The 20,891-nt window shown below is 67.6% G+C and carries 20 protein-coding genes; 13 read left to right on the top strand and 7 right to left on the bottom strand.

What is annotated here, in order from left to right; all coding sequences use genetic code 11:
* Nucleotides 1-647: 647 nt before the first annotated feature.
* From trpE to IT41_RS19375, 4 genes are all read right to left on the bottom strand, one after another.
* A complete protein-coding gene (gene trpE, locus IT41_RS04480) occupies nucleotides 648-2,150 on the bottom strand; it encodes an anthranilate synthase component I (protein WP_036739005.1) in 1,503 nt (500 codons plus the stop codon).
* The gene (locus IT41_RS04475) at nucleotides 2,150-4,090 is read right to left on the bottom strand and encodes a peptidylprolyl isomerase (protein WP_036739003.1); all 1,941 of its coding nucleotides are present in this window, start codon (nucleotides 4,088-4,090) and stop codon (nucleotides 2,150-2,152) included. Before IT41_RS04475 ends, trpE begins: the two co-directional genes overlap by 1 nt.
* 120 nt (nucleotides 4,091-4,210) lie before the next feature.
* The gene (locus tag IT41_RS04470; RefSeq protein WP_036739001.1) at nucleotides 4,211-5,386 is read right to left on the bottom strand and encodes an aminotransferase; all 1,176 of its coding nucleotides are present in this window, start codon (nucleotides 5,384-5,386) and stop codon (nucleotides 4,211-4,213) included.
* A 13-nt stretch (nucleotides 5,387-5,399) separates the two neighbouring features.
* Nucleotides 5,400-6,248 carry a hypothetical protein gene (locus IT41_RS19375; RefSeq protein WP_052081268.1) on the bottom strand — a complete coding sequence of 283 codons (849 nt, stop codon included), beginning with the start codon at nucleotides 6,246-6,248 and terminating at the stop codon, nucleotides 5,400-5,402.
* 138 nt (nucleotides 6,249-6,386) lie between these two features.
* Here IT41_RS19375 and IT41_RS04460 point away from each other — a divergent pair, with 138 nt between their 5' ends.
* From IT41_RS04460 to IT41_RS04400, 13 genes are all read left to right on the top strand, one after another.
* The gene (locus IT41_RS04460; protein WP_036739104.1) at nucleotides 6,387-6,977 is read left to right on the top strand and encodes an anthranilate synthase component II; all 591 of its coding nucleotides are present in this window, start codon (nucleotides 6,387-6,389) and stop codon (nucleotides 6,975-6,977) included.
* Nucleotides 6,974-8,008: an anthranilate phosphoribosyltransferase gene (gene trpD, locus IT41_RS04455; RefSeq protein ID WP_036738999.1), complete on the top strand. Its 1,035-nt coding sequence runs from the start codon at nucleotides 6,974-6,976 to the stop codon at nucleotides 8,006-8,008. Before IT41_RS04460 ends, trpD begins: the two co-directional genes overlap by 4 nt.
* Before the next feature lie 3 nt (nucleotides 8,009-8,011).
* Nucleotides 8,012-8,680 (top strand): uracil-DNA glycosylase, encoded by a 669-nt coding sequence (locus IT41_RS04450; protein WP_036738997.1) that lies wholly within the window; start codon nucleotides 8,012-8,014, stop codon nucleotides 8,678-8,680.
* A gap of 9 nt (nucleotides 8,681-8,689) precedes the next feature.
* Nucleotides 8,690-9,478, top strand: coding sequence for an indole-3-glycerol phosphate synthase TrpC (gene trpC, locus IT41_RS04445; RefSeq protein WP_036738995.1), 789 nt, complete (start codon nucleotides 8,690-8,692; stop codon nucleotides 9,476-9,478).
* On the top strand, nucleotides 9,475-9,948 hold the full coding sequence (gene moaC / locus IT41_RS04440; protein ID WP_036738993.1) for a cyclic pyranopterin monophosphate synthase MoaC: 474 nt from the start codon (nucleotides 9,475-9,477) through the stop codon (nucleotides 9,946-9,948). Before trpC ends, moaC begins: the two co-directional genes overlap by 4 nt.
* A gap of 12 nt (nucleotides 9,949-9,960) precedes the next feature.
* The gene (locus IT41_RS04435; protein WP_036738992.1) at nucleotides 9,961-11,133 is read left to right on the top strand and encodes a molybdopterin molybdotransferase MoeA; all 1,173 of its coding nucleotides are present in this window, start codon (nucleotides 9,961-9,963) and stop codon (nucleotides 11,131-11,133) included.
* A gap of 102 nt (nucleotides 11,134-11,235) precedes the next feature.
* On the top strand, nucleotides 11,236-11,934 hold the full coding sequence (lexA, locus tag IT41_RS04430; protein ID WP_036739103.1) for a transcriptional repressor LexA: 699 nt from the start codon (nucleotides 11,236-11,238) through the stop codon (nucleotides 11,932-11,934).
* A gap of 127 nt (nucleotides 11,935-12,061) precedes the next feature.
* On the top strand, nucleotides 12,062-13,210 hold the full coding sequence (locus tag IT41_RS04425; protein ID WP_036738990.1) for a D-alanyl-D-alanine carboxypeptidase family protein: 1,149 nt from the start codon (nucleotides 12,062-12,064) through the stop codon (nucleotides 13,208-13,210).
* A 14-nt stretch (nucleotides 13,211-13,224) separates the two neighbouring features.
* Nucleotides 13,225-13,824: a dTMP kinase gene (gene tmk / locus IT41_RS04420; RefSeq protein ID WP_036738987.1), complete on the top strand. Its 600-nt coding sequence runs from the start codon at nucleotides 13,225-13,227 to the stop codon at nucleotides 13,822-13,824.
* Nucleotides 13,821-14,903, top strand: a complete 1,083-nt coding sequence (locus tag IT41_RS04415; protein ID WP_036738985.1) for a DNA polymerase III subunit delta' — start codon at nucleotides 13,821-13,823, stop codon at nucleotides 14,901-14,903. The genes tmk and IT41_RS04415 overlap by 4 nt, the downstream gene beginning before the upstream one ends.
* An 11-nt stretch (nucleotides 14,904-14,914) precedes the next feature.
* Nucleotides 14,915-15,712, top strand: coding sequence for a TatD family hydrolase (locus tag IT41_RS04410; protein ID WP_036738984.1), 798 nt, complete (start codon nucleotides 14,915-14,917; stop codon nucleotides 15,710-15,712).
* Nucleotides 15,709-16,509 carry an MBL fold metallo-hydrolase gene (locus tag IT41_RS04405; protein WP_036738982.1) on the top strand — a complete coding sequence of 267 codons (801 nt, stop codon included), beginning with the start codon at nucleotides 15,709-15,711 and terminating at the stop codon, nucleotides 16,507-16,509. Before IT41_RS04410 ends, IT41_RS04405 begins: the two co-directional genes overlap by 4 nt.
* Nucleotides 16,506-17,450 carry an AEC family transporter gene (locus tag IT41_RS04400; protein ID WP_036738981.1) on the top strand — a complete coding sequence of 315 codons (945 nt, stop codon included), beginning with the start codon at nucleotides 16,506-16,508 and terminating at the stop codon, nucleotides 17,448-17,450. The genes IT41_RS04405 and IT41_RS04400 overlap by 4 nt, the downstream gene beginning before the upstream one ends.
* 8 nt (nucleotides 17,451-17,458) lie before the next feature.
* Here the strand turns inward: IT41_RS04400 and IT41_RS04395 are convergent, their stop codons facing one another.
* Genes IT41_RS04395 through IT41_RS04385 form a run of 3 tightly spaced genes read right to left on the bottom strand, consistent with a single transcriptional unit; the run spans nucleotide 17,459 to nucleotide 20,855 of the window.
* Nucleotides 17,459-18,412: an ABC transporter permease gene (locus IT41_RS04395; protein WP_036739101.1), complete on the bottom strand. Its 954-nt coding sequence runs from the start codon at nucleotides 18,410-18,412 to the stop codon at nucleotides 17,459-17,461.
* Nucleotides 18,413-18,417: 5 nt separating this feature from the next.
* Nucleotides 18,418-19,716 (bottom strand): ABC transporter permease, encoded by a 1,299-nt coding sequence (locus IT41_RS04390; RefSeq protein ID WP_036738979.1) that lies wholly within the window; start codon nucleotides 19,714-19,716, stop codon nucleotides 18,418-18,420.
* 59 nt (nucleotides 19,717-19,775) lie between these two features.
* Nucleotides 19,776-20,855, bottom strand: coding sequence for an ABC transporter substrate-binding protein (locus IT41_RS04385; protein ID WP_036738978.1), 1,080 nt, complete (start codon nucleotides 20,853-20,855; stop codon nucleotides 19,776-19,778).
* Between the last annotated feature and the right edge of the window lie 36 nt (nucleotides 20,856-20,891).

Raw genomic sequence — 20,891 nt, 5'->3', positions numbered from 1 at the left:
CTGTATCGACACCTTCCGTCGGCATGCCGGCTCCCGGCAAGCAATCAATTGCGGCGTCCAGCGCCCGAACATCCCACAGGGCGCGGCCATAGACCTTTTTCGGGCCGTGGTGTCCATCCTCGCCTCAGAACGCGCCGCTCTGCCGCACCTTGACGGCCCGGTCGACACCGCGACGAACTCGAGCCACATCCAGCCTGGTATTGCCGCTGGCTGTCGAGGTCACGAGGCCGTTGTCCGAGAGTTGTAGTAGACCGGGACGTCTGGCCCTGCGTAGGCTTCGCTGGCGACTTTCGGCAGTTCAAAGACGCCCATCGTCAGGCGTTGTTGCAGAATTCAGCCTTTGATCGCAGTTCCCACTCTCCCCTTCAGCTCATGCAACGCGCCCCATCTTGGCGGCGCGGAGTGCGTTGAAGCGGTTGACGATGGTAATGCCGCCGGGATGTGCTCCTTCCTCAGGCGGGCGTTCCTGCGGATCGCAATGACAGAGGCACCGCCGCGATCAAGGATCGCGATGTGGCATCAGCGTGTAGCCGTGCCCAACAGTTACAGCGCTCTCGGCATCTCCGTCACGGAACCCACAGGATAAGCATGTCTAGGGAAGAAAACGTCTTCCCTTCACCAGACTTGCGCAAAAAGCCCGGCCATTCCTACCCGTTTCCGCGCACGAAACGCGCCGCTTCCTCGGCCGCGCGTTGCAGGGCGCGCGATTTGTTCACGGTTTCCGTGAACTCGGCCTCGGGGTCGCTGTCATAGACGACGCCGCCACCGGCCTGGATGTACAGCGTCTGGTCCTTGATCACGCCGGTGCGCAGCGCGATGCACATGTCCATCTCGCCATTCGCCGCGAAATAGCCGACGCCACCGGCATAGACGCCGCGCTTTTCGGGTTCGAGCTCGTCGATGATCTCCATCGCGCGGACCTTGGGCGCGCCGGACACGGTGCCGGCGGGCATGCCGGCCAGCAGCGCGGACAGCGCATCCTCGCCCTCGCGCAACTCGCCCACCACGTTCGAGACGATATGCATGACATGGGAATAACGCTCGACGATGAATTGCTCGGTCGGGGTCACGGTGCCCATTTTCGCCACGCGGCCGACATCGTTGCGGCCCAGATCCAGCAGCATCAGATGCTCGGCCAGTTCCTTTTTATCGGCCAGCAGGTCGGCCTCAAGCGCGTCATCCTCGGCCGGGGTGGCACCGCGCGGGCGGGTGCCGGCGATGGGCCGGACGGTCACCTGCCCGTCGCGCAGGCGGACGAGGATCTCGGGGCTGGCCCCGACGATCTGGAAACCGCCGAAATTCAGGTAGAACATGAAGGGCGACGGGTTGGTGCGCCGCAGGCTGCGATAAAGCGCAAAGGGCGGCAGCGGGAAATCCATCGCCCAGCGCTGCGAGGGCACGACCTGAAAGATATCACCCGCGCGGATGTAATCCCTGGCCTTTTCCACCGCCGCCAGATAGGCGGGCTTGCTGAAATTGCTGCGCAGCTCGCCGACCTTGAGGTCATGGCCAAGGGCGCGGGGCTCATGCGGCTGGCGGTCCAGTGCGCGCAGCGCCTCCATCAGACGCTCGGCGGTCCTTGCATAGGCGGCGCGGGCGGGCACCCCGTCATCGTGCCAGGCGGGGGCGCATAGCAGCACCTCGCCCTTGACCCCGTCCAGCACCGCCACGACCGAGGGGCGCATCATCATCGCATCGGGCAGGCCCAGCGGGTCGGGGTTCACGTCCGGCAGGCGTTCGACCAGGCGGATCATGTCATAGCCCAGATAGCCGTAGAGGCCGGCAGCCCCGGCGGGCACGCCCTCGGGCATGTCGATCCGGGTTTCGGCGATCAGCGCGCGCAGGCTGTCCAGCGCCGGGCGGTCGTCATCGCTGAACTCGTCGGAATAGCGGGCATTGCGGTTGATCCGGGCCTGGCCGTCGCGGCATTCCCAGATCAGGTCCGGCTTCATGCCGACAAAGGAATAGCGGCCACGGACCTCGCCCCCGGTCACGCTTTCCAGCATGAAGGAATTGGGCGCGGCCTCGGCCAGTTTCAGCATCAGGCTGACCGGCGTGTCCAGATCGGCGGCCAGGCGGATGGTCAGCAACTGGTTGCGCCCCGCGCCCCAGCCGCGTTCGAAATCGCTGAATTCGGGCGAGATATCCATTATTGCAGCCGCGCATTCTCCGCATCGATCGCGGTCTGGTTCAGGGTCACGCCGCCCTGCGTCTGCAAGGCGCGGGTGAAATATTCAAACACATCCTGGCGCATGGAATCGGCCAGGCGTGCCTCGATTCCGTCGCGCACCTGCCGGGCCTCCTCGCTGTCGGTTTCGGCCGGATGCACCGCGTCCAGCGTGACCAGAAAGACCCGGCCCGCGGCATCGACGATCTCGGTCTGGCCGGGCTCGGCGATCTCGAAGGCCTGGGTCACGACCTCCTGCGGCACATCGGCGATGAAACCGCCGCGTTCCAGCCCGATCTCGGCCTGACCGGGCCCGAGCGCCTGCCCGGGTTCCTCTGCGCTTGCGGGTGTATCGACCATCACCCCGGCCGCCTGCGCGACCGGATCCGTGGCGGCGGTCTGCGCCGGCTCGATCACCGGCTGGGCGACGGCATCGGCGCGGACGCGCTGCTCCTCGGCAAGGACCCGAAGCTGGCGAATGGTCTCGTTGCGGGTCCAGTCCTCGGCCACCCGGTCGCGGACCTCGGCAAAGGGGATCAGCGCCGGCGGCTCGATCGCATCCAGCCGCAGCGCGAAGACGCCGCCATCCTCGAGCTCGAAGAGTTCGGGAAAGTCGCGCTCGGTGATCTGGGCCGCCTTTTCGCGGAATTCCGGATAGGCGTCGATGCCGCCCGGATCGGCTTCGGCATTCGCCGTCCAGTCGATCCTGCCCAGCTCCATCGGCGTCTCATCGGCCAGATCCTCAAGCGTGGCGCCGCCCGCCAGCCGGTCGGAAAAATCACTGGCGCTGTCCTCGATTTCGCGGCGGGCGCGATCCACGGCCGCCTCAAGGCGCAGATCGGCGCGCGCCTGCTCATAGGGGATGTCCACCGGTTCGAGGATCGCATTCATCGAGAACAGGGCCGGACCCAGATCGGAACTGGCCGGCCCGGCGATGCCGGGCGCGTCCAGCGCGAAGACCGCCGCGCCCGCCGCGCCCAGATCGGCCTCGGCAACCTCGCCCAGGTCGATATCCTCAAGCGTCAGCCCGCGCTCGGCGGCCAGTTCCTCAAAGGTGGCTTCGCCGCGGTCGAGCCGCGCCCTGGCATCCTCGGCGGCGGCCATGGTCGGAAAGACCAGACGCTCCACCATCCGGCGCTCGGGCTGCCGGTAATCCGCGATGCGACTGTCATAAAGGTCGCGCAGGGCCTCCTCGTTCACCTCGACCTCGGCTTCCAGCATCTCGGGCGTGAGCCAGGCAAAGGTGATCTTGCGGATCTCGGGCGAGGTGAAGCGGTCGGCATTGGCCTGATGCCAGGCCTCCAGCGTGGCGTCATCGGGCTGCGCGATCGGCTCCGGCAGATCCTCGGCGGTCAATTCGCGCCAATGTATGTCGCGCGTCTCCAGCAGCCAGCCCTGGGTCAGCGAGGTCACCGGCTGCGGCGCGACCACGCCGGCCAGCGCCGCGCGCAGCAGGATCGAGCGCGCCTCGTCCATGCGCAGGTCATGTTCGTATTCGGCCTCGGTATAGCCCAGACGCCGCAACTCGTCGGCATAGACCTCGCGGTCGAAATTCCCGCTCAGCCCGCGAAATCCCGGATCGGCGGCGATCTGTTTCAGCACCGGCTGGTCGCCGACCGAAACGCCGATCTGCCTGGCCTCGTTCTCAAGCGCGGCGGCGGTGAAAAGACGCGCGAGCGCCGATTGCTCGATGCCGATGGCGCGCGCCTCGGCGGGGCTGAGCTGGCGGCCGGTGCGGGCGGCGAATTCCTGCATTTCGGCATTCAGCATGCGCCGGTAATCGTCCGAGGTCACCTCGACCTGCCCGACCGCGCCGATATCCGTGCTCCCGCCCGAGAAATTGGTCACGCCAAAGCCGCCCAATCCCAGTATCAGCATCCCCATCAGCACCCACACGATGGTCGATCTGCCCTTGCCGCGCATCTTGTCGCTGCCTCGTCATGATTTCATTCTTGTGCCAAGTCTTTAGGGTGCCATCGCCCCGGCGGCAAGTGTCGCGATCGCGGCCGTGACGGCAGGCCGCGCGGGGCAGAGGCGGGTTTTTCAGGGTCGAAATGCCGCAAGCCGCTGCAACAGCGCCGCGATCCCGACCCGATCGGCATTGGCAAAGGCGATGCGCAGATGCCGCGACGCCTGCGCATCCCCCTCGGGCATGAACATGGTGCCCGGCAACAGCAGTACGCCGGCCTCATGGACCAGCCGCCGCGCCAGCTCGGCCGAGCCCATCCGATAGGGGTGTTCGACCCAGGCGAAATAGGCACCGCAGCCCTTGACGCGCCAGCCGTCAAGCCCGGCCATGCCGCTGGCCATGGCATCGCGCCGGGCAAGGATCTCGGCCCGCTCGCCGGCCAGCCAGTCGCGCAGGTTCGCCATGCCCCAGGCGGCGCCGATCTGGCCAAGCTGGCCGGCGCAGATGGCGACGGTATCCAGGAATTTCTCGATCTCGACCATGCGGGCGGGGCCGGTGATCAGCGCGCCCACGCGATGCCCGGTCAGCCGGTAGGCCTTGGAGAAGCTGTAGAGATGGATCAGCACCTCGCCCCAGTCGGGATCGGCGAACAGATCATGCGGCGCGCCCTCGCGGCTATCAAAATCGCGATAGGTCTCGTCCAGGATCAGCGCCAGCCCGCGTTCGCGCGCCAGATCGCGGAATGCGCGCAGGGTTTCGGCCGGATATTCCGCGCCCGACGGGTTGTTGGGGCTGACCAGCACGATGGCGCGGGTGCGGTCACTGACCAGCGCGGCGGCGGTCTCGGCATCGGGGATCATGTCCTGCCCGCAATGCAGCCCGACCGTGCGGATGCCCTGCATGTCCAGCCACATCTTGTGGTTGAAATACCAGGGCAGCGGCAGGATCACCTCGTCGCCCGGCCCGGCCAGCGACTGGATCGCGGCGCAAAAGGCCTGGTTGCAGCCCTGGGTGATCGCGACCTCATCGCTGCGGATGGCGCCGCCATAGGCGCGGGACCATTCGCGGGCGACGGCCTCGCGCAGCTCCGCCCGGCCCAGCACGGGACCGTAAAGATGCGCGTCCGCGCGGTTCAGCGCCGCCTCGGCCATGGCGCGGCGCAGGGGTTCGGGCGGCGGCGCGACCGGCGCCGCCTGGCTGAGATTGATCAGCGGGCGCTCGGGCGGAAAGCTGACCCCCTCGATCCAGCGGCGCGCCTCCATGACTGGCGGCCGGAAGGTCGAGGCAAGGGCGGGATTGATGGCTGGCATGGCGTGTCCGGGGCTAGTCGTTCAGGCGCAGATCGCCGAGGCCCGGCGGCAGCGACAGATCGAAGCCCGATCCCGGCGCGGTTGCGGGCGGGGATGCGGTCTGGGATGCGGGCGGGGCCTCGGGCGTAACGGCGACGGGCAGCGGCGCCGATTCGCGCTGCGGATCCGGGGCGGGGCGGGCCTGAACGGCGGGCAGCGGCGCCGGCGCGGGCGCCGCAAGCCCGGCAACGGCTTCGGCCGGCTCGGGCTGCGGTTCGGGCCGAATTTCTGGCGGAGTTTCGGGCCGCGACAGGACCGGCGCCGCATCCGCCTGCCCTGCCTGACCGGCCCGCGGCGCGGTCGGCCGGGGCAGGCCCGGATCGGACAGGCCGCTTTCGGGCGCGCGGTCGGGCGTCGGCACCACCACCCTGCCCGGCAGCGCCAGCGGCACCGGCGCCTTGTCCGCGGCATCGGGCAGAGCGACGGGCTCGGGCGCGCGCAGGGTGATCGCGGGCGCGGCCGGAGCCTCGCCGCGCGCCTCGGGGCGCTGGCGCTCGGTCTCGGCCGCCTCGGGGGCGATCTCATCGGCGGGGGCCGCGACCACGGGGGGGCTGGCAAGCCGGGGGGCGGCGGTCAGAGGCTGCGGCGGCTGCGGCTGCATATCGGTGCCGCGCGCGAATTCCGAGCCGGCGGGCACGGACAGCGTCTCGGTCGCGCGGCTGCCCGCTGCCGGGTTTTCGGCGCCGGTCGCGAGCTCCGCCACAGGCACGTCCGCCAGCCCGGACGGGCGCGGCGGCTGCGGCATGGCAAGCGACAGCACCACCAGACCCGCACCGCAGATCACGGCACCCTGAATCAGCCCCGCCGCGAATCCTTTTGCCATAGCTCGCCTTGTCCTGCCGCGTGAGGGCGCGCATGCACGCCTGTTTTTCTTGCCCTGCGGGCTTGACCCCCGGCAAGGCTTTAGCCCATCTATAACGGCAGTTTTCCCGGGGTTCACCCCCCAATGCAAGGCGCCTCCATGATCCTGCTCATCGACAATTACGACAGCTTCACCTGGAACCTCGTGCATTATCTGGGCGAGGCGGGCGCGGATGTGGTCGTGCGCCGCAATGACGCGCTGGACGTGGACGGGGCGCTTGGGATGGGCGCGCAGGGCATCGTCATCTCGCCCGGGCCATGCACCCCCGCGCAGGCCGGCATCATCGTGCCGCTGATCCGGGCGGTGGCGGAACGCGGCCTGCCGCTGCTGGGCGTCTGCCTGGGCCATCAGGCGATCGGCGAGGCCTTTGGCGGCAAGGTCGTGCGCGCGCGCGAAATCGTGCATGGCAAGACCGATGCGATCAGCCATGACGGCACCGGGGTCTTCGCCGGCCTGCCCTCGCCCCTGACCGCGACGCGCTATCATTCGCTGACGGTCGAGCCGGAATCACTGCCCGACTGCCTGCGCGTCACCGCCACCACGGCGGACGACACGATCATGGGGCTGGTCCACCGAACCCTGCCCATCGAGGGGGTGCAGTTCCACCCCGAATCCATCGCCTCGGAACATGGCCACGACATGATCCGCAATTTCCTGCGCCGCTGCGGCAATCTGGACCGCGCCGCATGAGCGGCGCGACCGATATCCGCCCACTGATCGGCCTTGCCGCCAGCCGTCCCCTGACCGGGGCCGAGGCCGAGGCCGCCTTCAACGCCCTGTTCGAGGGCGCCGCGACCCCCGCCCAGATCGGCGGGCTGCTGATGGCGCTGCGCGTGCGCGGCGAAACCGTGGACGAGATCGCCGCCGCCGCCCGCGCCATGCGCAATCGCATGAACCGCATCGAGGCGCCGGCGGATGCGATGGATATCGTCGGCACCGGCGGCGACGGCAAGGGCACGCTGAACATCTCGACCGCGACGGCCTTTGTGGTGGCGGGCGCGGGCGTGCCGGTGGCCAAGCACGGCAACCGCAACCTGTCGTCGAAATCCGGTTCCGCCGATGCGCTGACCCATCTGGGCCTGAACGTGATGGCCACGCCCGAGATCGCCGAACAGGCGCTGGCGCAGACCGGCATCTGCTTCATGATGGCGCCCATGCACCACCCCGCCATGCGCCATGTCGGCCCGGCGCGGGCGGAACTGGGCACGCGCACCCTGTTCAACCTGCTGGGGCCGCTGACCAATCCCGGCGGCGTGCGGCGGCAGCTGACCGGCACCTTCGACCGGGTCTGGAACCGCCCCATGGCCGAGACCCTGCGCGAGCTGGGATCGGAAACGGTCTGGATGGTCCATGGCAGCGATGGCACGGATGAAATCTCGATCGCCGGGCCGACCTGGGTCGCGCAGTTGAAGGATGGCGAGATCGCCGAATTCGAGATCACGCCCGAGGATGCCGGCCTGCCCACCCATCCGTTCGAGGCGGTGCTGGGCGGCGACCCCGCCCTGAACGCCGCCGCGCTGCGCGCGCTGCTGGCCGGCGAAAAGGGCGCCTATCGCGATGCGGTGCTGCTGAACGCGGCCGCCGCGCTGCTGATCGCGGGCAAGGCCGCAGATCTGCGCGAAGGCGCCGAGCGTGCCGCCGAGGCCATCGACAGCGGCGCCGCGCAGGCGCGGCTGGAGGCGCTGGTCGCCATGGTCGGCGCGCCCGAGCCACAGGCCTGATCCATGGCGCAGGGCATCGCGATCCCGCCGGCATGGGCCGATCTGCCGTTTTTCCGCAAGGACTGGCCGGGAATATCGGAGCGACTGGCGGATCAGGACTGGCTGCCCGGCCCCGCCCGCGTCTTTGCCGCGCTGGACCTGACCCCGCCCCAGGCCGCGCGCGTGGTCATTCTGGGTCAGGATCCCTATCCGACGCCGGGCCATGCCAATGGGCTGGCCTTTTCGGTCACGCCGGAAACCGCGCTGCCGCGTTCGCTGAAGAATATCTATGCCGAGCTGCGCGACGATATCGGCGCGGCACCCCCCAATGGCGATCTGTCGCATTGGGCGCGGCAAGGGGTTCTGCTGCTGAACAGCTCGCTTTCCGTGCTGCCCGGTCAGGCGGGGGTGCATGCGAAATGGGGCTGGGACCGGCTGGTGCGACAGGTCGTGGAGCGCGCGCAGGCCCAGCGGCCGCTGGCTTTCATCCTGTGGGGCGGGCATGCGCAAAAGGCACTGGCGGGCCTGCCGCGCGACGGCGATCTGGTGATCGAAACCGCCCATCCCTCGCCCCTGTCGGCACGGCGGGGGTTCCTTGGCTCGCGCCCGTTCAGCCGGGTGAACGACTGGCTGCGCGAACGCGGCGAAATGCCCGTCGACTGGGCCCTTTCCGAACAGGCCGCTGCGGAGTAAACCGAAACCATGGATATCCTCGACCGCATCAAAGCCTACAAGCTTGACGAAATCGCCGCCGCCAAATCCGCGCGCCCGCTGGCCGATATCGAGGCCGCGGCCCGCGCCGCCGGTCCCCTGCGCGGCTTTGCACAGGCGCTGGCCGACAAGGCGGCGACCGGCCACGCGCTGATCGCCGAAATCAAGAAGGCCAGCCCTTCGAAAGGGTTGATCCGGCCCGATTTCGACCCGCCGGCGCTGGCCCGCGCCTATCAGGCCGGCGGCGCGGCCTGCCTGTCGGTGCTGACCGACGGCCCCAGCTTTCAGGGCGCGCCGGACTTCCTGACCGCCGCCCGCGATGCCTGCGATCTGCCCGCGCTGCGCAAGGACTTCCTTTACGACACCTATCAGGTGGCCGAGGCCCGCGCCTGGGGCGCCGATTGCATCCTGATCATCATGGCCTCGGTCGATGACATGCTGGCCGCCGAGCTTGAGGACGCCGCCCGCCACTGGGGCATGGATGCGCTGATCGAGGTGCACGACCGCGCCGAACTGGACCGGGCGCTGCGCCTGAAATCGCCGCTGATCGGGGTAAACAACCGCAACCTCAGGACCTTCGAGGTCAGCCTTGATGTCACGCTGGAGCTTGCGCCGCATGTGCCCGAGGGCCGCGATCTGGTCTGCGAAAGCGGGCTGTTCGCACCCGCCGATCTGGACCGCATGGGGGATGCAGGCGTCAAACGCTTCCTGATCGGCGAAAGCCTGATGCGGCAGCAGGACGTCACCGCCGCCACCCGCAATATTCTGGGCCTGACATGAGCCTGACCCATTTCGACGCCAGCGGTCAGGCCCATATGGTCGATGTCTCGGCCAAGCCCGACACCGCGCGCGAGGCCGTGGCAGAGGGGCTGGTCCTCATGTCCGCCGAGACCCTGGCACTGGCCCAGGGCGGCGCGGCCAAGGGCGACGTGCTGGGCGTCGCGCGGCTGGCCGGGATCATGGGGGCGAAACGCACCTCGGATCTGATCCCGCTGTGCCATCCGCTGCCCATCGCCAGGGTCTCGCTGGACCTGACGCCCGATCCCGCCCTGCCCGGCATCCGCATCACCGCCACCGTGCGCACGACCGGCAAGACCGGCGTCGAGATGGAGGCGCTGACCGCCGTCTCGACCGCCTGCCTGACCGTCTATGACATGCTCAAGGCGGCGCAAAAGGACATGCGGATCGAAGGCATCCGGCTGCTCTCCAAGACCGGCGGCAAATCGGGCGAGTTCCGCGCCCAACCCTGAAGGGAGGCCCCCATGATCAGCGTCGATGAAGCCCGCGCCCTTGTCCTTGGCCTGGCCCGAGCGCCGGAAACCGAGGATATCCCCCTGCATGACGCGCTTGGCCGCGCGCTGGCCGCGCCCGCCGTCGCGCGGCTGACGCAGCCGCCCTTCGATGCCTCGGCCATGGATGGCTATGCGCTGCGCTCGGCCGAACTGCCCGGGCCCTTGCAGGTCATCGGCACCGCCGCCGCCGGCGTGCCCTATCAGAGCGAGACGCCCCCGGGCAGCGCCATCCGCATCTTTACCGGCGCGCCGGTTCCCGCCGCCTATGACCGCGTGGTGATGCAGGAAATCGTCACGCGCAAGGGCGACGAAATCACCGTTTCCGATGCTGGCGAAAACCTGAATATCCGCCTGCAAGGCAATGATTTCAAAGCGGGTGACGAGTTTCAACCCAAACGCCCGCTGCGCCCCTCGGATCTGGCGCTGATCGCGGCAATGAATGTGGCGCGCGTCACCGTGGCGCGGCGCCCGCGCGTCGCGATCCTTGCCGGCGGGGATGAGCTGGTCCTGCCCGGCGCCGATCCGGCACCCGGCCAGATCGTCAGTTCGAACGACATCGCCATCGCCGCCATGGCGCGCGAGGCCGGCGCCGATCCCTTTATCCTGCCGCTGGCCCGCGATACCCAGGAGAGCCTGCGCGACCGCTTTGCCGAATCTGAGGGGGCGGATCTGATCGTCACCATCGGCGGCGCCTCGGTCGGCGATCACGACCTGATCGCCAAGGTCGCGGCCGATCTGGGGATGGAGCGCGCCTTCTACAAGCTGGCAATGCGCCCCGGTCGGCCGCTGATGGCCGGCCGCATGGGCAGCTCCGCCATGCTGGGATTGCCGGGAAATCCCGTATCCGCAATAGTCTGCGCGAAACTGTTCATGCAGCCGTTGATCCGCGTGATGCAGGGTCTGCCCGCCGGCCCGGAGCCCGCCCTTGCCGTGCTGTCGCGCGACCTGCCAGCCGAGGGCAACCGCCGGCATTACCTCCGCGCCCGGCTGATGGCCGCTGACGGGCTGCCGCGCATCGACCCCTTTGCCGATCAGGACAGCGCCCGGCTGTGGCTTCTGGCGCAGGCCGACGCCCTGCTGATCCGTCCGGCCAATGACCCGGCGCGCCGGGCTGGCGAGCAGGTCGAATTTCTGCCGCTTTAACGGCTTTTTTACCCGAATCGCGGTAGCGATTGACGCGTGGGAGTCGATGGTCTAGAACATTCAAGGAACATGATGGCGGTTGCAGCAAGGCAGGAACAGACGATGCTGACGAAAAAGCAAATCCAGCTGCTTGAGTTCATTCAGGCGCGCATGGCCCGCGACGGTGTGCCGCCTTCTTTCGACGAAATGAAGGTGGCTCTGGACCTGCGCTCGAAATCGGGCATCCACAGGCTGGTCACCGCATTGGAGGAACGCGGCTTCATCCGCCGCCTGCCGCATCGCGCGCGGGCGCTGGAAATCGTCCGCCTGCCCGACACGCTCAGCAGGGGTGCGGGTTTCCGGCCGCGGGTCATCGAAGGCAGCGTGCCCGACCGCCCGGCGCCCCTGCCACGCGGCGCGATGGAGGTTTCGACCTCGGCCGTCGAACTGCCGGTCATGGGCCGCATCGCCGCGGGCGTCCCTATCGAGGCCATCTCGGAGGTTTCGCACCACATCGCGGTGCCCGGCGCGATGCTCAGCGGACGCGATCGCCATTACGCGCTGGAGGTCAAGGGCGATTCGATGATCGAGGCCGGGATCAAAGATGGCGACGTGGTGGTGATCCGCGAACAGGACGCAGCCGATAACGGCGACATCATCGTCGCCCTGATCGAAGGCGCCGAGGCAACGCTGAAACGCTATCGCCGCAAAGGCGGCATGATCGCGCTGGAAGCCGCGAACCCCGCCTATGAGACCCGCGTCCTGCCCGAGGACAAGGTGCGCGTGCAGGGTCGCCTCGTCGGCCTGATCCGCAGCTACTAGCGACACGCTCGCAAAGGCCACAGGTTTCAAGGTCCTTCACGTGCCCGGCACCCGCGCCCAAGCAGCGTTGCGGGCCGCCAATGGCTGGGGTAACCATGTGTCAAACGCGACAGGCCAAGGATAATCCATGCGCGCCCTGACATTCCGCATCTTCGCTCTGGTCATGTTGCTGGCCCTTCCCGCCCAGGCATTCGAAACCAATGCCCGCGCTGCCTGGGTCTATGATCTCGCGACCGGCACCGAGTTGATGGAAACGAATGCTGATGAGCCGCTGCCGCCGGCATCAATGTCTAAGCTCATGACCCTTTACATGCTCTTCGAGGCGCTGGACGAAGGACGGCTGCAGATGGACACGCGGCTGCCCGTCTCGACCAAGGCCCGGCAGATGCAGGGGTCGACCATGTTCCTGAACGAACAGGATCGCCCGACCGTGGAGGAACTGATCAAGGGAATTGTCGTGCTGTCCGGCAATGATGCCTGTGTCGTGGTCGCCGAGGGGCTGGCCGGAACCGAGGCCGCCTTTGCCCGCCAGATGACCGAACGCGGCACGGCGATGGGCCTGACCAATTCGACCTTTGTCAATGCCTCCGGCTGGCCCGATCCGCGACATCGCATGTCGGTGCGCGACCTTGGTGTCCTCGCGCAACGCCTGATCACGGATTTCCCCGAATATTATCCCTATTTCGCAATCAGGGAATGGCGTTTCGACAACCGTGCGCCCGCGAACCGCTTCAACCGCAACCCGCTGCTGGGGCTGGGGATCGGCGCCGACGGCCTCAAGACCGGCCATACGCAAGAGGCGGGCTATGGTCTGGTCGGCTCGGCTGTGCAGGGCAACCGGCGGATCATCTTCGTCGTTTCCGGCCTGGAAAGCGACAAGGCCCGCGCCGAAGAGGCTGAACGGATCGTCAACTGGGCCTATCGCCAGTTCACCATGAAGACCATCATCCCCAAGGGCGAGGTCGTGGCCCAGGCGCCGGTCTGGCTGGGCAGCGCCAGCAAGGTCGGGCTGACCACCGATGACGGTGTCAAGGTCCTGATCCCGGCCGGATCGCAAGCCGGCGTCACCGCCGAGGCGGTTTTCCGGGGCCCGATCGAGGCCCCCATCACCGCGGGCGACAAGCTGGGCGACCTGGTGGTGAATATTCCGGGCGCCGGCACGTCGCGCCTGCCGCTTTACGCGGCCAGCGATATCCGCCGCTCGGGTCTTTTCGGCCGGTTGCAAAGCGCCGCGTTCCGGCTGGGCGAGCGCGCCTATCAGGCCGCGATGAACTAGGCGGCATCGACCGGATGTTCATCAGCTTCGAGGGGATAGACGGCTCGGGCAAGTCAACCCAGGCGAAACGCCTGGCGCGGGCACTGGCACAGCGCGGCATCGAGATCGTCCTGACCCGCGAGCCCGGGGGCAGCCCCGGCGCCGAGGAGATCCGCCGCCTGCTGGTCGAGGGCGGCAGCGAACGCTGGTCGCCCGAAACCGAACTGCTGCTGTTCACCGCCGCCCGGCGCGATCATCTGGAACGGCTGATCCGGCCGGCGCTGGCACGGGGCGCATGGGTCGTCACCGATCGTTTCGCCGATTCCACCCGCGTCTATCAGGGGGCCGCGCGCGGCGAACAGCGCGCCCTGGTCGAAGAGCTTCACCGCCTGATGATCGGCCTCGATCCGGATCTGACCTTTGTCATCGATATCGCGCCCGAGGTCTCGCTGCAGCGCGGTCAGGCCCGGGGCAGCCCGGAGGACCGGTTCGAGGGCATGGGCCTGGATTTTCAGCACCGGCTGCGCGACGGCTTTCGCGCCCTTGCGAGGGCCGAGCCGCAGCGCATCCGCCTGATCGATGGCAGCGGCAGCGAGGATGAGGTCGCCGCGCGCGTCCTCGCCGGTCTGCCATGAGCGATGCAGCACCGCCCGAACCGGACCGCATTCCCGGCGCCCCCCACCCGCGGCACGCCCGCCGCGTCGTCGGGCATAACGCGGCGATCGCGGGTTTCCTGCAGGCCGCGCATGCCCGCCGGCTGCATCACGGCTGGCTGATCACCGGCCCGCGCGGCACCGGCAAGGCGACGCTGGCCTGGGCCATCGCGAAATGGCTGTTGAGCGACGGCGACGCGGCGGATCTTGGCTCGGATCCCGATAATCCGGTCGTGCGGCGGATCCGCGCCCTGTCCGAGCCACGGCTGCAACTGATCCGCCGGCCGGCCGACGACAAGACCGGGCGGCTGCGCAACGAGATCACCGTGGACGAAATCCGCAGGCTTCACGGCTTTTTTCACCTGAGCGCGGCCGGGGGCGGGCGCCGCGTCGCGATCGTCGATGCCGCCGACGAAATGAACGGCGCCGCCGCCAATGCGCTGCTGAAACTGCTTGAGGAACCGCCGCCGGATGCCACCCTGCTGCTGGTGGCGCATCAGCCGGCGCGGCTTTTGCCCACCATCCGGTCGCGCTGCCGCGAGTTGCGCCTGCATCCCCTGCCCCCCGAGGACATGGCACAGGTTCTGGCCGGGCTTGGCGTCGAGCAGGATGCCGCGCAACTTGCCGCGCTGTCCGGCGGCTCGGTGGGCGAGGCGCTGCGGCTCGCCGGACAGGACGGGCTGGCGCTCTATGAGCAGATCGTCCGGCTCTTCGCCGACCCGCCGCGCATGGATCGCCGCGCCGCCGCCGAGATGGCCAATGCCGCCGCAGGGCGCGCGAATGCCGAGGGCGATTCCTTCGATCTGATGATCACGCTTCTGGACCGGTTCCTCACCCGCGCCGCACGCACCGGGTTGATGGGCGCCCCCCTGCCCGAGGCCGCCGAAGACGAGGCCGAGGTGCTTTCGCGCCTCTCGCCCGATCAGGCCGCCGCGCGCCATTGGGCCAGCGCGCAGGCCGAACTCTCGGCCCGCGCCCGCGCCGGGCGGGCGGTCAACCTTGACCCTTCGGCATTGGTGTTGGATATGCTGGTCGGGCTCGCGCACCGCCCCGCGACCTAACGGGACCCGCCATGACCGAACCTGCCCCTCTGCCACTGGTGGACAGCCATTGCCACCTCGACTTTCCCGATTTCGACGGCGAGCATGCCGAGCTGATCGCGCGCGCCCGTGCGGCGGGCGTCACGCGCATGGTCACGATCTGCACGCGGCTGAGGAACGAGACCGCCGTGCGCAAGCTGGCCGAACAGCATGACGAAATCTATTACGCGGCCGGCACCCATCCGATGTATGCCGCCGAAGAGCCGATGGTTTCCGTGCAGGACCTGGTCGCGCTGGCCGAACATCCCAAATTCGTCGGCATCGGCGAAACCGGTCTCGACTATCACTATACCGCCGAAAGCGCCGCTGCGCAGGCCGACAGCCTGCTGATCCATATCGAGGCCGCGCGCCAGACCGGCCTGCCGCTCATCATCCATTCGCGCGACGCGGATGAGGACATGGCCCGCATCCTGACGCGGGAACATGCCGCGGGCGCGTTCTCCTGCGTCATGCATTGCTACACAAGTGGCCCCGCACTGGCCCGCGCCGCACTGGATCTGGGCTTTTACCTGTCGATGTCGGGGATCGCGGCCTTTCCCCGCTCGCACGAGATCCGCGAGATCTTCGCCGCCGCCCCCCGCGACCGTATCCTGGTGGAAACCGACGCCCCCTATCTGGCGCCGCCGCCCCATCGCGGCCGGCGCAACGAACCGGCCTATGTCGCCGATACCGCCCGCGCCGGCGCCCGGGCGCTTGGCATGGATGCCGCCGAATTCGCCGCGCTCACCACCGCGAATTTCGCGCGGCTGTTTGCCAAGGCTGCGGCATGATCCGCGCGACAATCCTGGGCTGCGGCTCGTCGGGCGGGGTGCCGAGGCTGGGCAATCGCTGGGGCGATTGCGACCCGACCAATCCGAAGAACCGCCGCCGCCGATGCGCCCTGCTGGTCGAGCGGATCGGCCATGACGGGGTGACCCGTGTGCTGATCGATACCGGCCCCGATCTCGTGCCGCAGATGCTGGATGCCGGGATCGGGGAGTTGGACGCGGTCGCCTATACCCACGCCCATGCCGACCATATCCATGGCATCGACGATCTGCGACAGATCGTCTTCAACATTCGGCGCAAGCTGCCGGTCTGGGCCGATGCCGTCACCGGCCGGGCGCTGGTGACCCGTTTCGGCTATATCTTCGAGGCGCCGCCCGGGTCCGGCTATCCGGCGATCTGCCAGATGCACATGATCGACGGCCCGTTCGAGGTGGATGGCGCCGGCGGACCCATCCACATGGCCCCTTTCGAGGTGGATCACGGCGGCATGCCCGCACTCGGGTTCCGCATCGGCGGGCTTGAGCAGAGCCTCGTCTACCTGCCCGATGTGCTGAGCATCCCCGAGGATTCCTGGCCCTCGATCATCGGCTGCGATGTGTTCATCTGCGACGCGCTGCGGCGCGAGCCGCATCCCAGCCACGCGCATCTGGCGCTGACGCTGGAATGGATGGCACGGTCCGAATGTGCGCACGGTGTGATCACGAACATGCATATCGACCTGGATTACGAGGAGGTCATGGCCGAAACCCCGCCGAATGTCGTCCCCGCCCATGACGGCATGACGATCGAACTGATATGAGCGCGCTTTTCAACGTCATCCTGCCGGTCTTTCTGGTCGTGGGTTTTGGCTATATCACCTGCTGGCGCGGCATGCTGTCCGAGGTCGCGGTCGATGGCATCATGCGTTTCGCGCAGAATTTCGCGGTGCCCGTCCTGCTGTTCAACGCCATTGCCAATCTGGATCTGGGCGCGAATTTCGACCCGTTCCTGCTGGCGTCATTCTATGCCGGGGCGTTCATTTCCTTTGGCGCCGGGCTTGCCGCCGCGATCTACTGGCTGAAGCGCCCGCTTGAGGATGCCATCGCCATCGGCTTTGTCTGCCTGTTCTCGAACTCGCTGCTGCTGGGCGTGCCGATCACCGAGCGCGCCTACGGCCCCGACGCACTGGTCTGGAACTTCTCGATCATCGCGATCCATTCGCCGCTGCTTTATACCTTTGGCATCACGGTGATGGAATTCGCGCGGGCGCGCGGCCGGAACCTGTCCGTCGGGCGGGTCGCTTTGCGCGCGCTGTCGGGGGTGCTGCATACGCCATTGGTCATCGGCATCCTCAGCGGGCTGGTCATGAACCTGCTGATCCAGGCCGGGCTGGTCATGCCCGAAGGCTTCTGGTCGGCGGTCACCATGCTGTCGAGCGCGGCCCTGCCGACCGCGCTTTTCGCGCTTGGCGGCATCCTCTATCGCTATCGCCCCGAAGGCGAGATGCGCGCCATCGCGCTGTGCTGCGCCGCGTCGCTGGCGCTGCATCCGGCCATCGCCTTCGGGCTTGGCAGCCTGTCGGGGCTGAGCACGGACCAGATGCGTTCTCTGGTCGTCACCGCCAGCATGGCGCCGGGGGTGAACGCCTATCTCTTTGCCTCGATCTACGGGGTGGCCAAGCGCGTGGCCGCCTCGACCGTGCTGATCGGGACGCTGCTGTCGATATTGACCGTCTGGTTCTGGCTGAACGTTCTGCCCTGAGCGGCGGCCTAATGCGGGGTGATCCCGCGCAGCTTTTCCGAGCGGCGGCGCAGCAGCTCGACCGTGGTCAAAAGCGCGATGGAAAAGATCACCAGCAGCGTCGCCACGGCCAGGATCGCCGGGCTGATCTGTTCGCGAATGCCGTTCCACATCTGGCGCGGGATGGTCTGCTGGTCGGGTCCGGCGATGAACAGCACCGCCACCACCTCGTCGAACGAGGTGACAAAGGCAAACAGCGCGCCCGAGATCACGCCGGGCAGGATCAGCGGCATGGTGATGCGGAAAAACGTCCTGCGCGGATTGGCGCCAAGGCTGGCCGCCGCCCTGTTCAGCGACTGGTCGAAGCCGACCAGCGTCGCCGTCACCGTGATGATGACGAAGGGGATGCCCAGCGTCGCATGGGCAAGGATCACCCCCAGATAGGTCCCCGCCAGCTTGCCGCATTGCGGGCTCAGCCCGAACCAGGTCAGCAATTCGCAGGGGTTCGAATAGAAGAAGAACATCCCCGTCGCGGTAATGATGATCGGCACGATCATGGGCGAGATCAGCACCGCCATGATCGCCCGGCGATACGGCATCTCGGGTCGCGACAGGCCAAGCGCTGCCAGCGTGCCCAGACAGGTCGCGAGGATCGTCGAGAACACGCCGATGATGACCGAGCTTTTCGCCGCCTTGATCCATTTCGCATTGGCCCAGGCATCCGCCCACCAGCTGCCGTCGCGCGGCGCGTCCGGGTTGGCCATGCCGAATGTCAGCAGACTGTCATACCAGCGCAGGGAATAGCCCTCGGGGTCAAAGGCCAGCATCTCGTCGGTAAAGGTGAAATAGGGCTCGGCATTGAAGCTGAGCGGAATCACCACCACGATCGGCGCGATCAGGAAAAAGAAGATCGCGCCACACAGGACCAGATAGGTGTAGTGCCAGATCCGCTCGGTCGTCGAGGCATATTTCGGAAGCGCCATGGCGATCACCCCAATTTCAGATTGTCGATGCCGACCAGCCGGTCATAGAGCCAGTAAAGGATCAGCACGCCGCCCAGCAGCATGGCTGCCAGCGCCGCCGCCATCGACCAGTTCAGCGTCCGCGTCATATGCATCGCGATCAGGTTGGAAATCAGCTGCCCCGAAGAGCCGCCGACCAGCGCCGGCGTGATGTAATAGCCGACCGCCAGGATGAACACGAGCAGCGCCCCCGCCCCCAGCCCCGGCAGGGTCTGCGGGAAATAGATGCGCCGGAACGCCGTCCAGCTGGTCGCGCCAAGGCTGCGCGCCGCGCGGACATAGGACGGGTTGATCGTGCGCATCACCGAATAAAGCGGCAGGATCATGAAGGGCAGCAGGATATGCGTCATCGCGATGATCGTGCCGGTCTGGTTATAGATCATCTGCAGGCGCTGGCTGTCATTGATGATGCCCAGCCAGACGAAGACGTCATTGATCACGCCCTGCTGCTGCAACAGCACCATCCAGGCGGTGGTCCTGACCAGAAGCGAGGTCCAGAAGGGCAGCAGCACGAGGATCATCAACAGGTTCGACTTGCGCATCGGCAGCGTCGCCAGCAGATGCGCGACCGGAAAGCCCAGCACGAAGGTGGTGAATGTGATCAGCAGCGACAGCCACAGCGTGCGCATGAACAGCATCAGATAGACGCGCTGCTGCTCCTCGACCCGGACGATATTGCCCGCCTCGTCGCGGGTCATATCCATCGCCGCCAGGTAGAAATTGGCGGTGTAGGGGGTCGAGGCCTGGCGCATCACCGACCAGAGCTGCGGATCGGCCCAGTCCTCGTCCATCTCCAGCAGCTTTTCGCGGTAGGGCGGCTCGATCCCGCGCCTGACCTGTCGCCCGGCCGAGGTGAACAGCGAACGCGTACCGGGCATGTCGTAATTGATCCGGGTGCCGACGACGCCGATGCTGCGCGCCTCGGCCGCGGCCTGCAGGTCCAGCGCCAGCGCCTGCCATGCGGCCGCGTCGGGTTCGGTGCCCGGCGGGTTCTCGGCGAACCAGGCCGAGATCTGCGGCATGTTCGCGGAGAACCCGTCATTCTTGACCGAGCGTTGCAGCATCTGCCCGATCGGCACGACAAAGGTGATCAGCACGAACAGCAGCAGCGGCAGAACCAGCAGGAATGCCTGCCGGCGCGCCCGCGCCTGACTGCGCGCCAGCGCCCGGGCCAGCGGCTGCCCGTCCGCCGTGCGCAGCGGCCCCTCGGGGGCGATCTCGCTTGCGGTCACGGCAGCGCCTTGCGGGTCGAGCGAATGGGCCATGTCGGTCCTTTGTCACATGAGAGACGCCGCCCGGAGCCCCTGCCCCGGACGGCATGAGGTCAGTTGGCCAGCCAGGCGTTGAAACGCTCGACCATCTCGGCATCGTGGTCGGCCCACCATTCCGGATCATCCATGACCGCCGTGGTCATATGTTCCGGATTGGTCGGCATATGCGGCCCCATCTCGGTCTTGCCGTCCTGATACAGGCCGACCAGCGCGGCCGAGCTTTTCCGCGACGGGCCATAGGCGATATATCTCGCCTGATCGGCCAGCCGCTGGGTGTCGGTGGCGAATTTCAGATATGCCATCGCCGCCTCGGGATTGGGCGAGCCTTTGGGAATGGCGAACATGTCCAGATCCATGTACTGCCCGTCCCAGATGATCTGGAAGGGCTTCCCTTCGCTGACCATGGCATCGAAGAAGCGGCCGTTATAGCCGGTGGCCATCGACACTTCGCCATCGGCCAGAAGCTGCACGGGCTGGGCGCCGGCATCCCACCAGACGACATCGTTCTTGATCGTGTCGAGCCTCGCGAATGCCCGGTCCACGCCTTCGGGCGTGTCCAGCGTGTCATAGATCGCATCCGCCGCCACGCCATCGGCGATCAGCGCCAGGTACAGGGTCCGCTTGGGGTTCCTGGGCAGGCCGCGCTTGCCGGGGAATTTTTCGAGGTCAAAGAAATCCGCTGCGGTCGCGGGCGGGTTGTCGCCGAATTTCGTCGTGTCAAAGGCGATGACCGTGCCCCAGAAGATATTGGCCACCGCGCATTCGCGCAGCGCGCCGGGGATGAAATCCTCGGCCGCGGGCGTGCCGTCTGGAGCGGGCGGCAGGTCGGCGGGGTCGATCTCGACCAGCGCGCCCTCGTCGCACAGGCGGATCGCGTCCGAAACCTCGATATCGAAGACATCGCCGGTGATATTTCCGGCCTCCACCTGCGCCTTCAGCGGCGTGGCGGGGTTGTCGGCGGCCAGCATGTTGACCTTGATGCCGGTCTTCTTGGCAAAGGGAATATTATAGGCCTCGACCTGCGAGCGCTCATAGGCGCCGCCCCAGGATACGACATTGACCTCCTGGTTCTGGGCCTGGGCCGCCAGCCCGAAGCCGCAGAGGGCCGAGGTCAGGACAATCGTTTTCTGCATGTTCTCCTCCCGTTGAATATCCGGACTTGCGCCGGC

Source organism: Paracoccus halophilus (genome assembly GCF_000763905.1).
GTDB lineage: Bacteria > Pseudomonadota > Alphaproteobacteria > Rhodobacterales > Rhodobacteraceae > Paracoccus > Paracoccus halophilus.
This window is presented reverse-complemented; position numbering and strand designations above follow the sequence as displayed.

Excerpts from the sequence above, each read along its gene's own strand:
- IT41_RS04460 (WP_036739104.1), top strand. The coding sequence starts at position 6,387 with ATGATCCTGCTCATCGACAATTACGACAGCTTCACCTGGAACCTCGTG.
- IT41_RS04415 (WP_036738985.1), top strand. The coding sequence starts at position 13,821 with ATGAGCGATGCAGCACCGCCCGAACCGGACCGCATTCCCGGCGCCCCC.
- IT41_RS04385 (WP_036738978.1), bottom strand. The coding sequence starts at position 20,855 with ATGCAGAAAACGATTGTCCTGACCTCGGCCCTCTGCGGCTTCGGGCTG.
- trpC (WP_036738995.1), top strand. The coding sequence starts at position 8,690 with ATGGATATCCTCGACCGCATCAAAGCCTACAAGCTTGACGAAATCGCC.
- lexA (WP_036739103.1), top strand. The coding sequence starts at position 11,236 with ATGCTGACGAAAAAGCAAATCCAGCTGCTTGAGTTCATTCAGGCGCGC.
- tmk (WP_036738987.1), top strand. The coding sequence starts at position 13,225 with ATGTTCATCAGCTTCGAGGGGATAGACGGCTCGGGCAAGTCAACCCAG.
- IT41_RS19375 (WP_052081268.1), bottom strand. The coding sequence starts at position 6,248 with ATGGCAAAAGGATTCGCGGCGGGGCTGATTCAGGGTGCCGTGATCTGC.
- IT41_RS04410 (WP_036738984.1), top strand. The coding sequence starts at position 14,915 with ATGACCGAACCTGCCCCTCTGCCACTGGTGGACAGCCATTGCCACCTC.
- IT41_RS04435 (WP_036738992.1), top strand. The coding sequence starts at position 9,961 with ATGATCAGCGTCGATGAAGCCCGCGCCCTTGTCCTTGGCCTGGCCCGA.
- IT41_RS04475 (WP_036739003.1), bottom strand. The coding sequence starts at position 4,090 with ATGCGCGGCAAGGGCAGATCGACCATCGTGTGGGTGCTGATGGGGATG.
- IT41_RS04390 (WP_036738979.1), bottom strand. The coding sequence starts at position 19,716 with ATGGCCCATTCGCTCGACCCGCAAGGCGCTGCCGTGACCGCAAGCGAG.
- IT41_RS04400 (WP_036738981.1), top strand. The coding sequence starts at position 16,506 with ATGAGCGCGCTTTTCAACGTCATCCTGCCGGTCTTTCTGGTCGTGGGT.
- IT41_RS04425 (WP_036738990.1), top strand. The coding sequence starts at position 12,062 with ATGCGCGCCCTGACATTCCGCATCTTCGCTCTGGTCATGTTGCTGGCC.
- trpD (WP_036738999.1), top strand. The coding sequence starts at position 6,974 with ATGAGCGGCGCGACCGATATCCGCCCACTGATCGGCCTTGCCGCCAGC.
- moaC (WP_036738993.1), top strand. The coding sequence starts at position 9,475 with ATGAGCCTGACCCATTTCGACGCCAGCGGTCAGGCCCATATGGTCGAT.
- IT41_RS04450 (WP_036738997.1), top strand. The coding sequence starts at position 8,012 with ATGGCGCAGGGCATCGCGATCCCGCCGGCATGGGCCGATCTGCCGTTT.
- IT41_RS04405 (WP_036738982.1), top strand. The coding sequence starts at position 15,709 with ATGATCCGCGCGACAATCCTGGGCTGCGGCTCGTCGGGCGGGGTGCCG.
- IT41_RS04470 (WP_036739001.1), bottom strand. The coding sequence starts at position 5,386 with ATGCCAGCCATCAATCCCGCCCTTGCCTCGACCTTCCGGCCGCCAGTC.
- trpE (WP_036739005.1), bottom strand. The coding sequence starts at position 2,150 with ATGGATATCTCGCCCGAATTCAGCGATTTCGAACGCGGCTGGGGCGCG.
- IT41_RS04395 (WP_036739101.1), bottom strand. The coding sequence starts at position 18,412 with ATGGCGCTTCCGAAATATGCCTCGACGACCGAGCGGATCTGGCACTAC.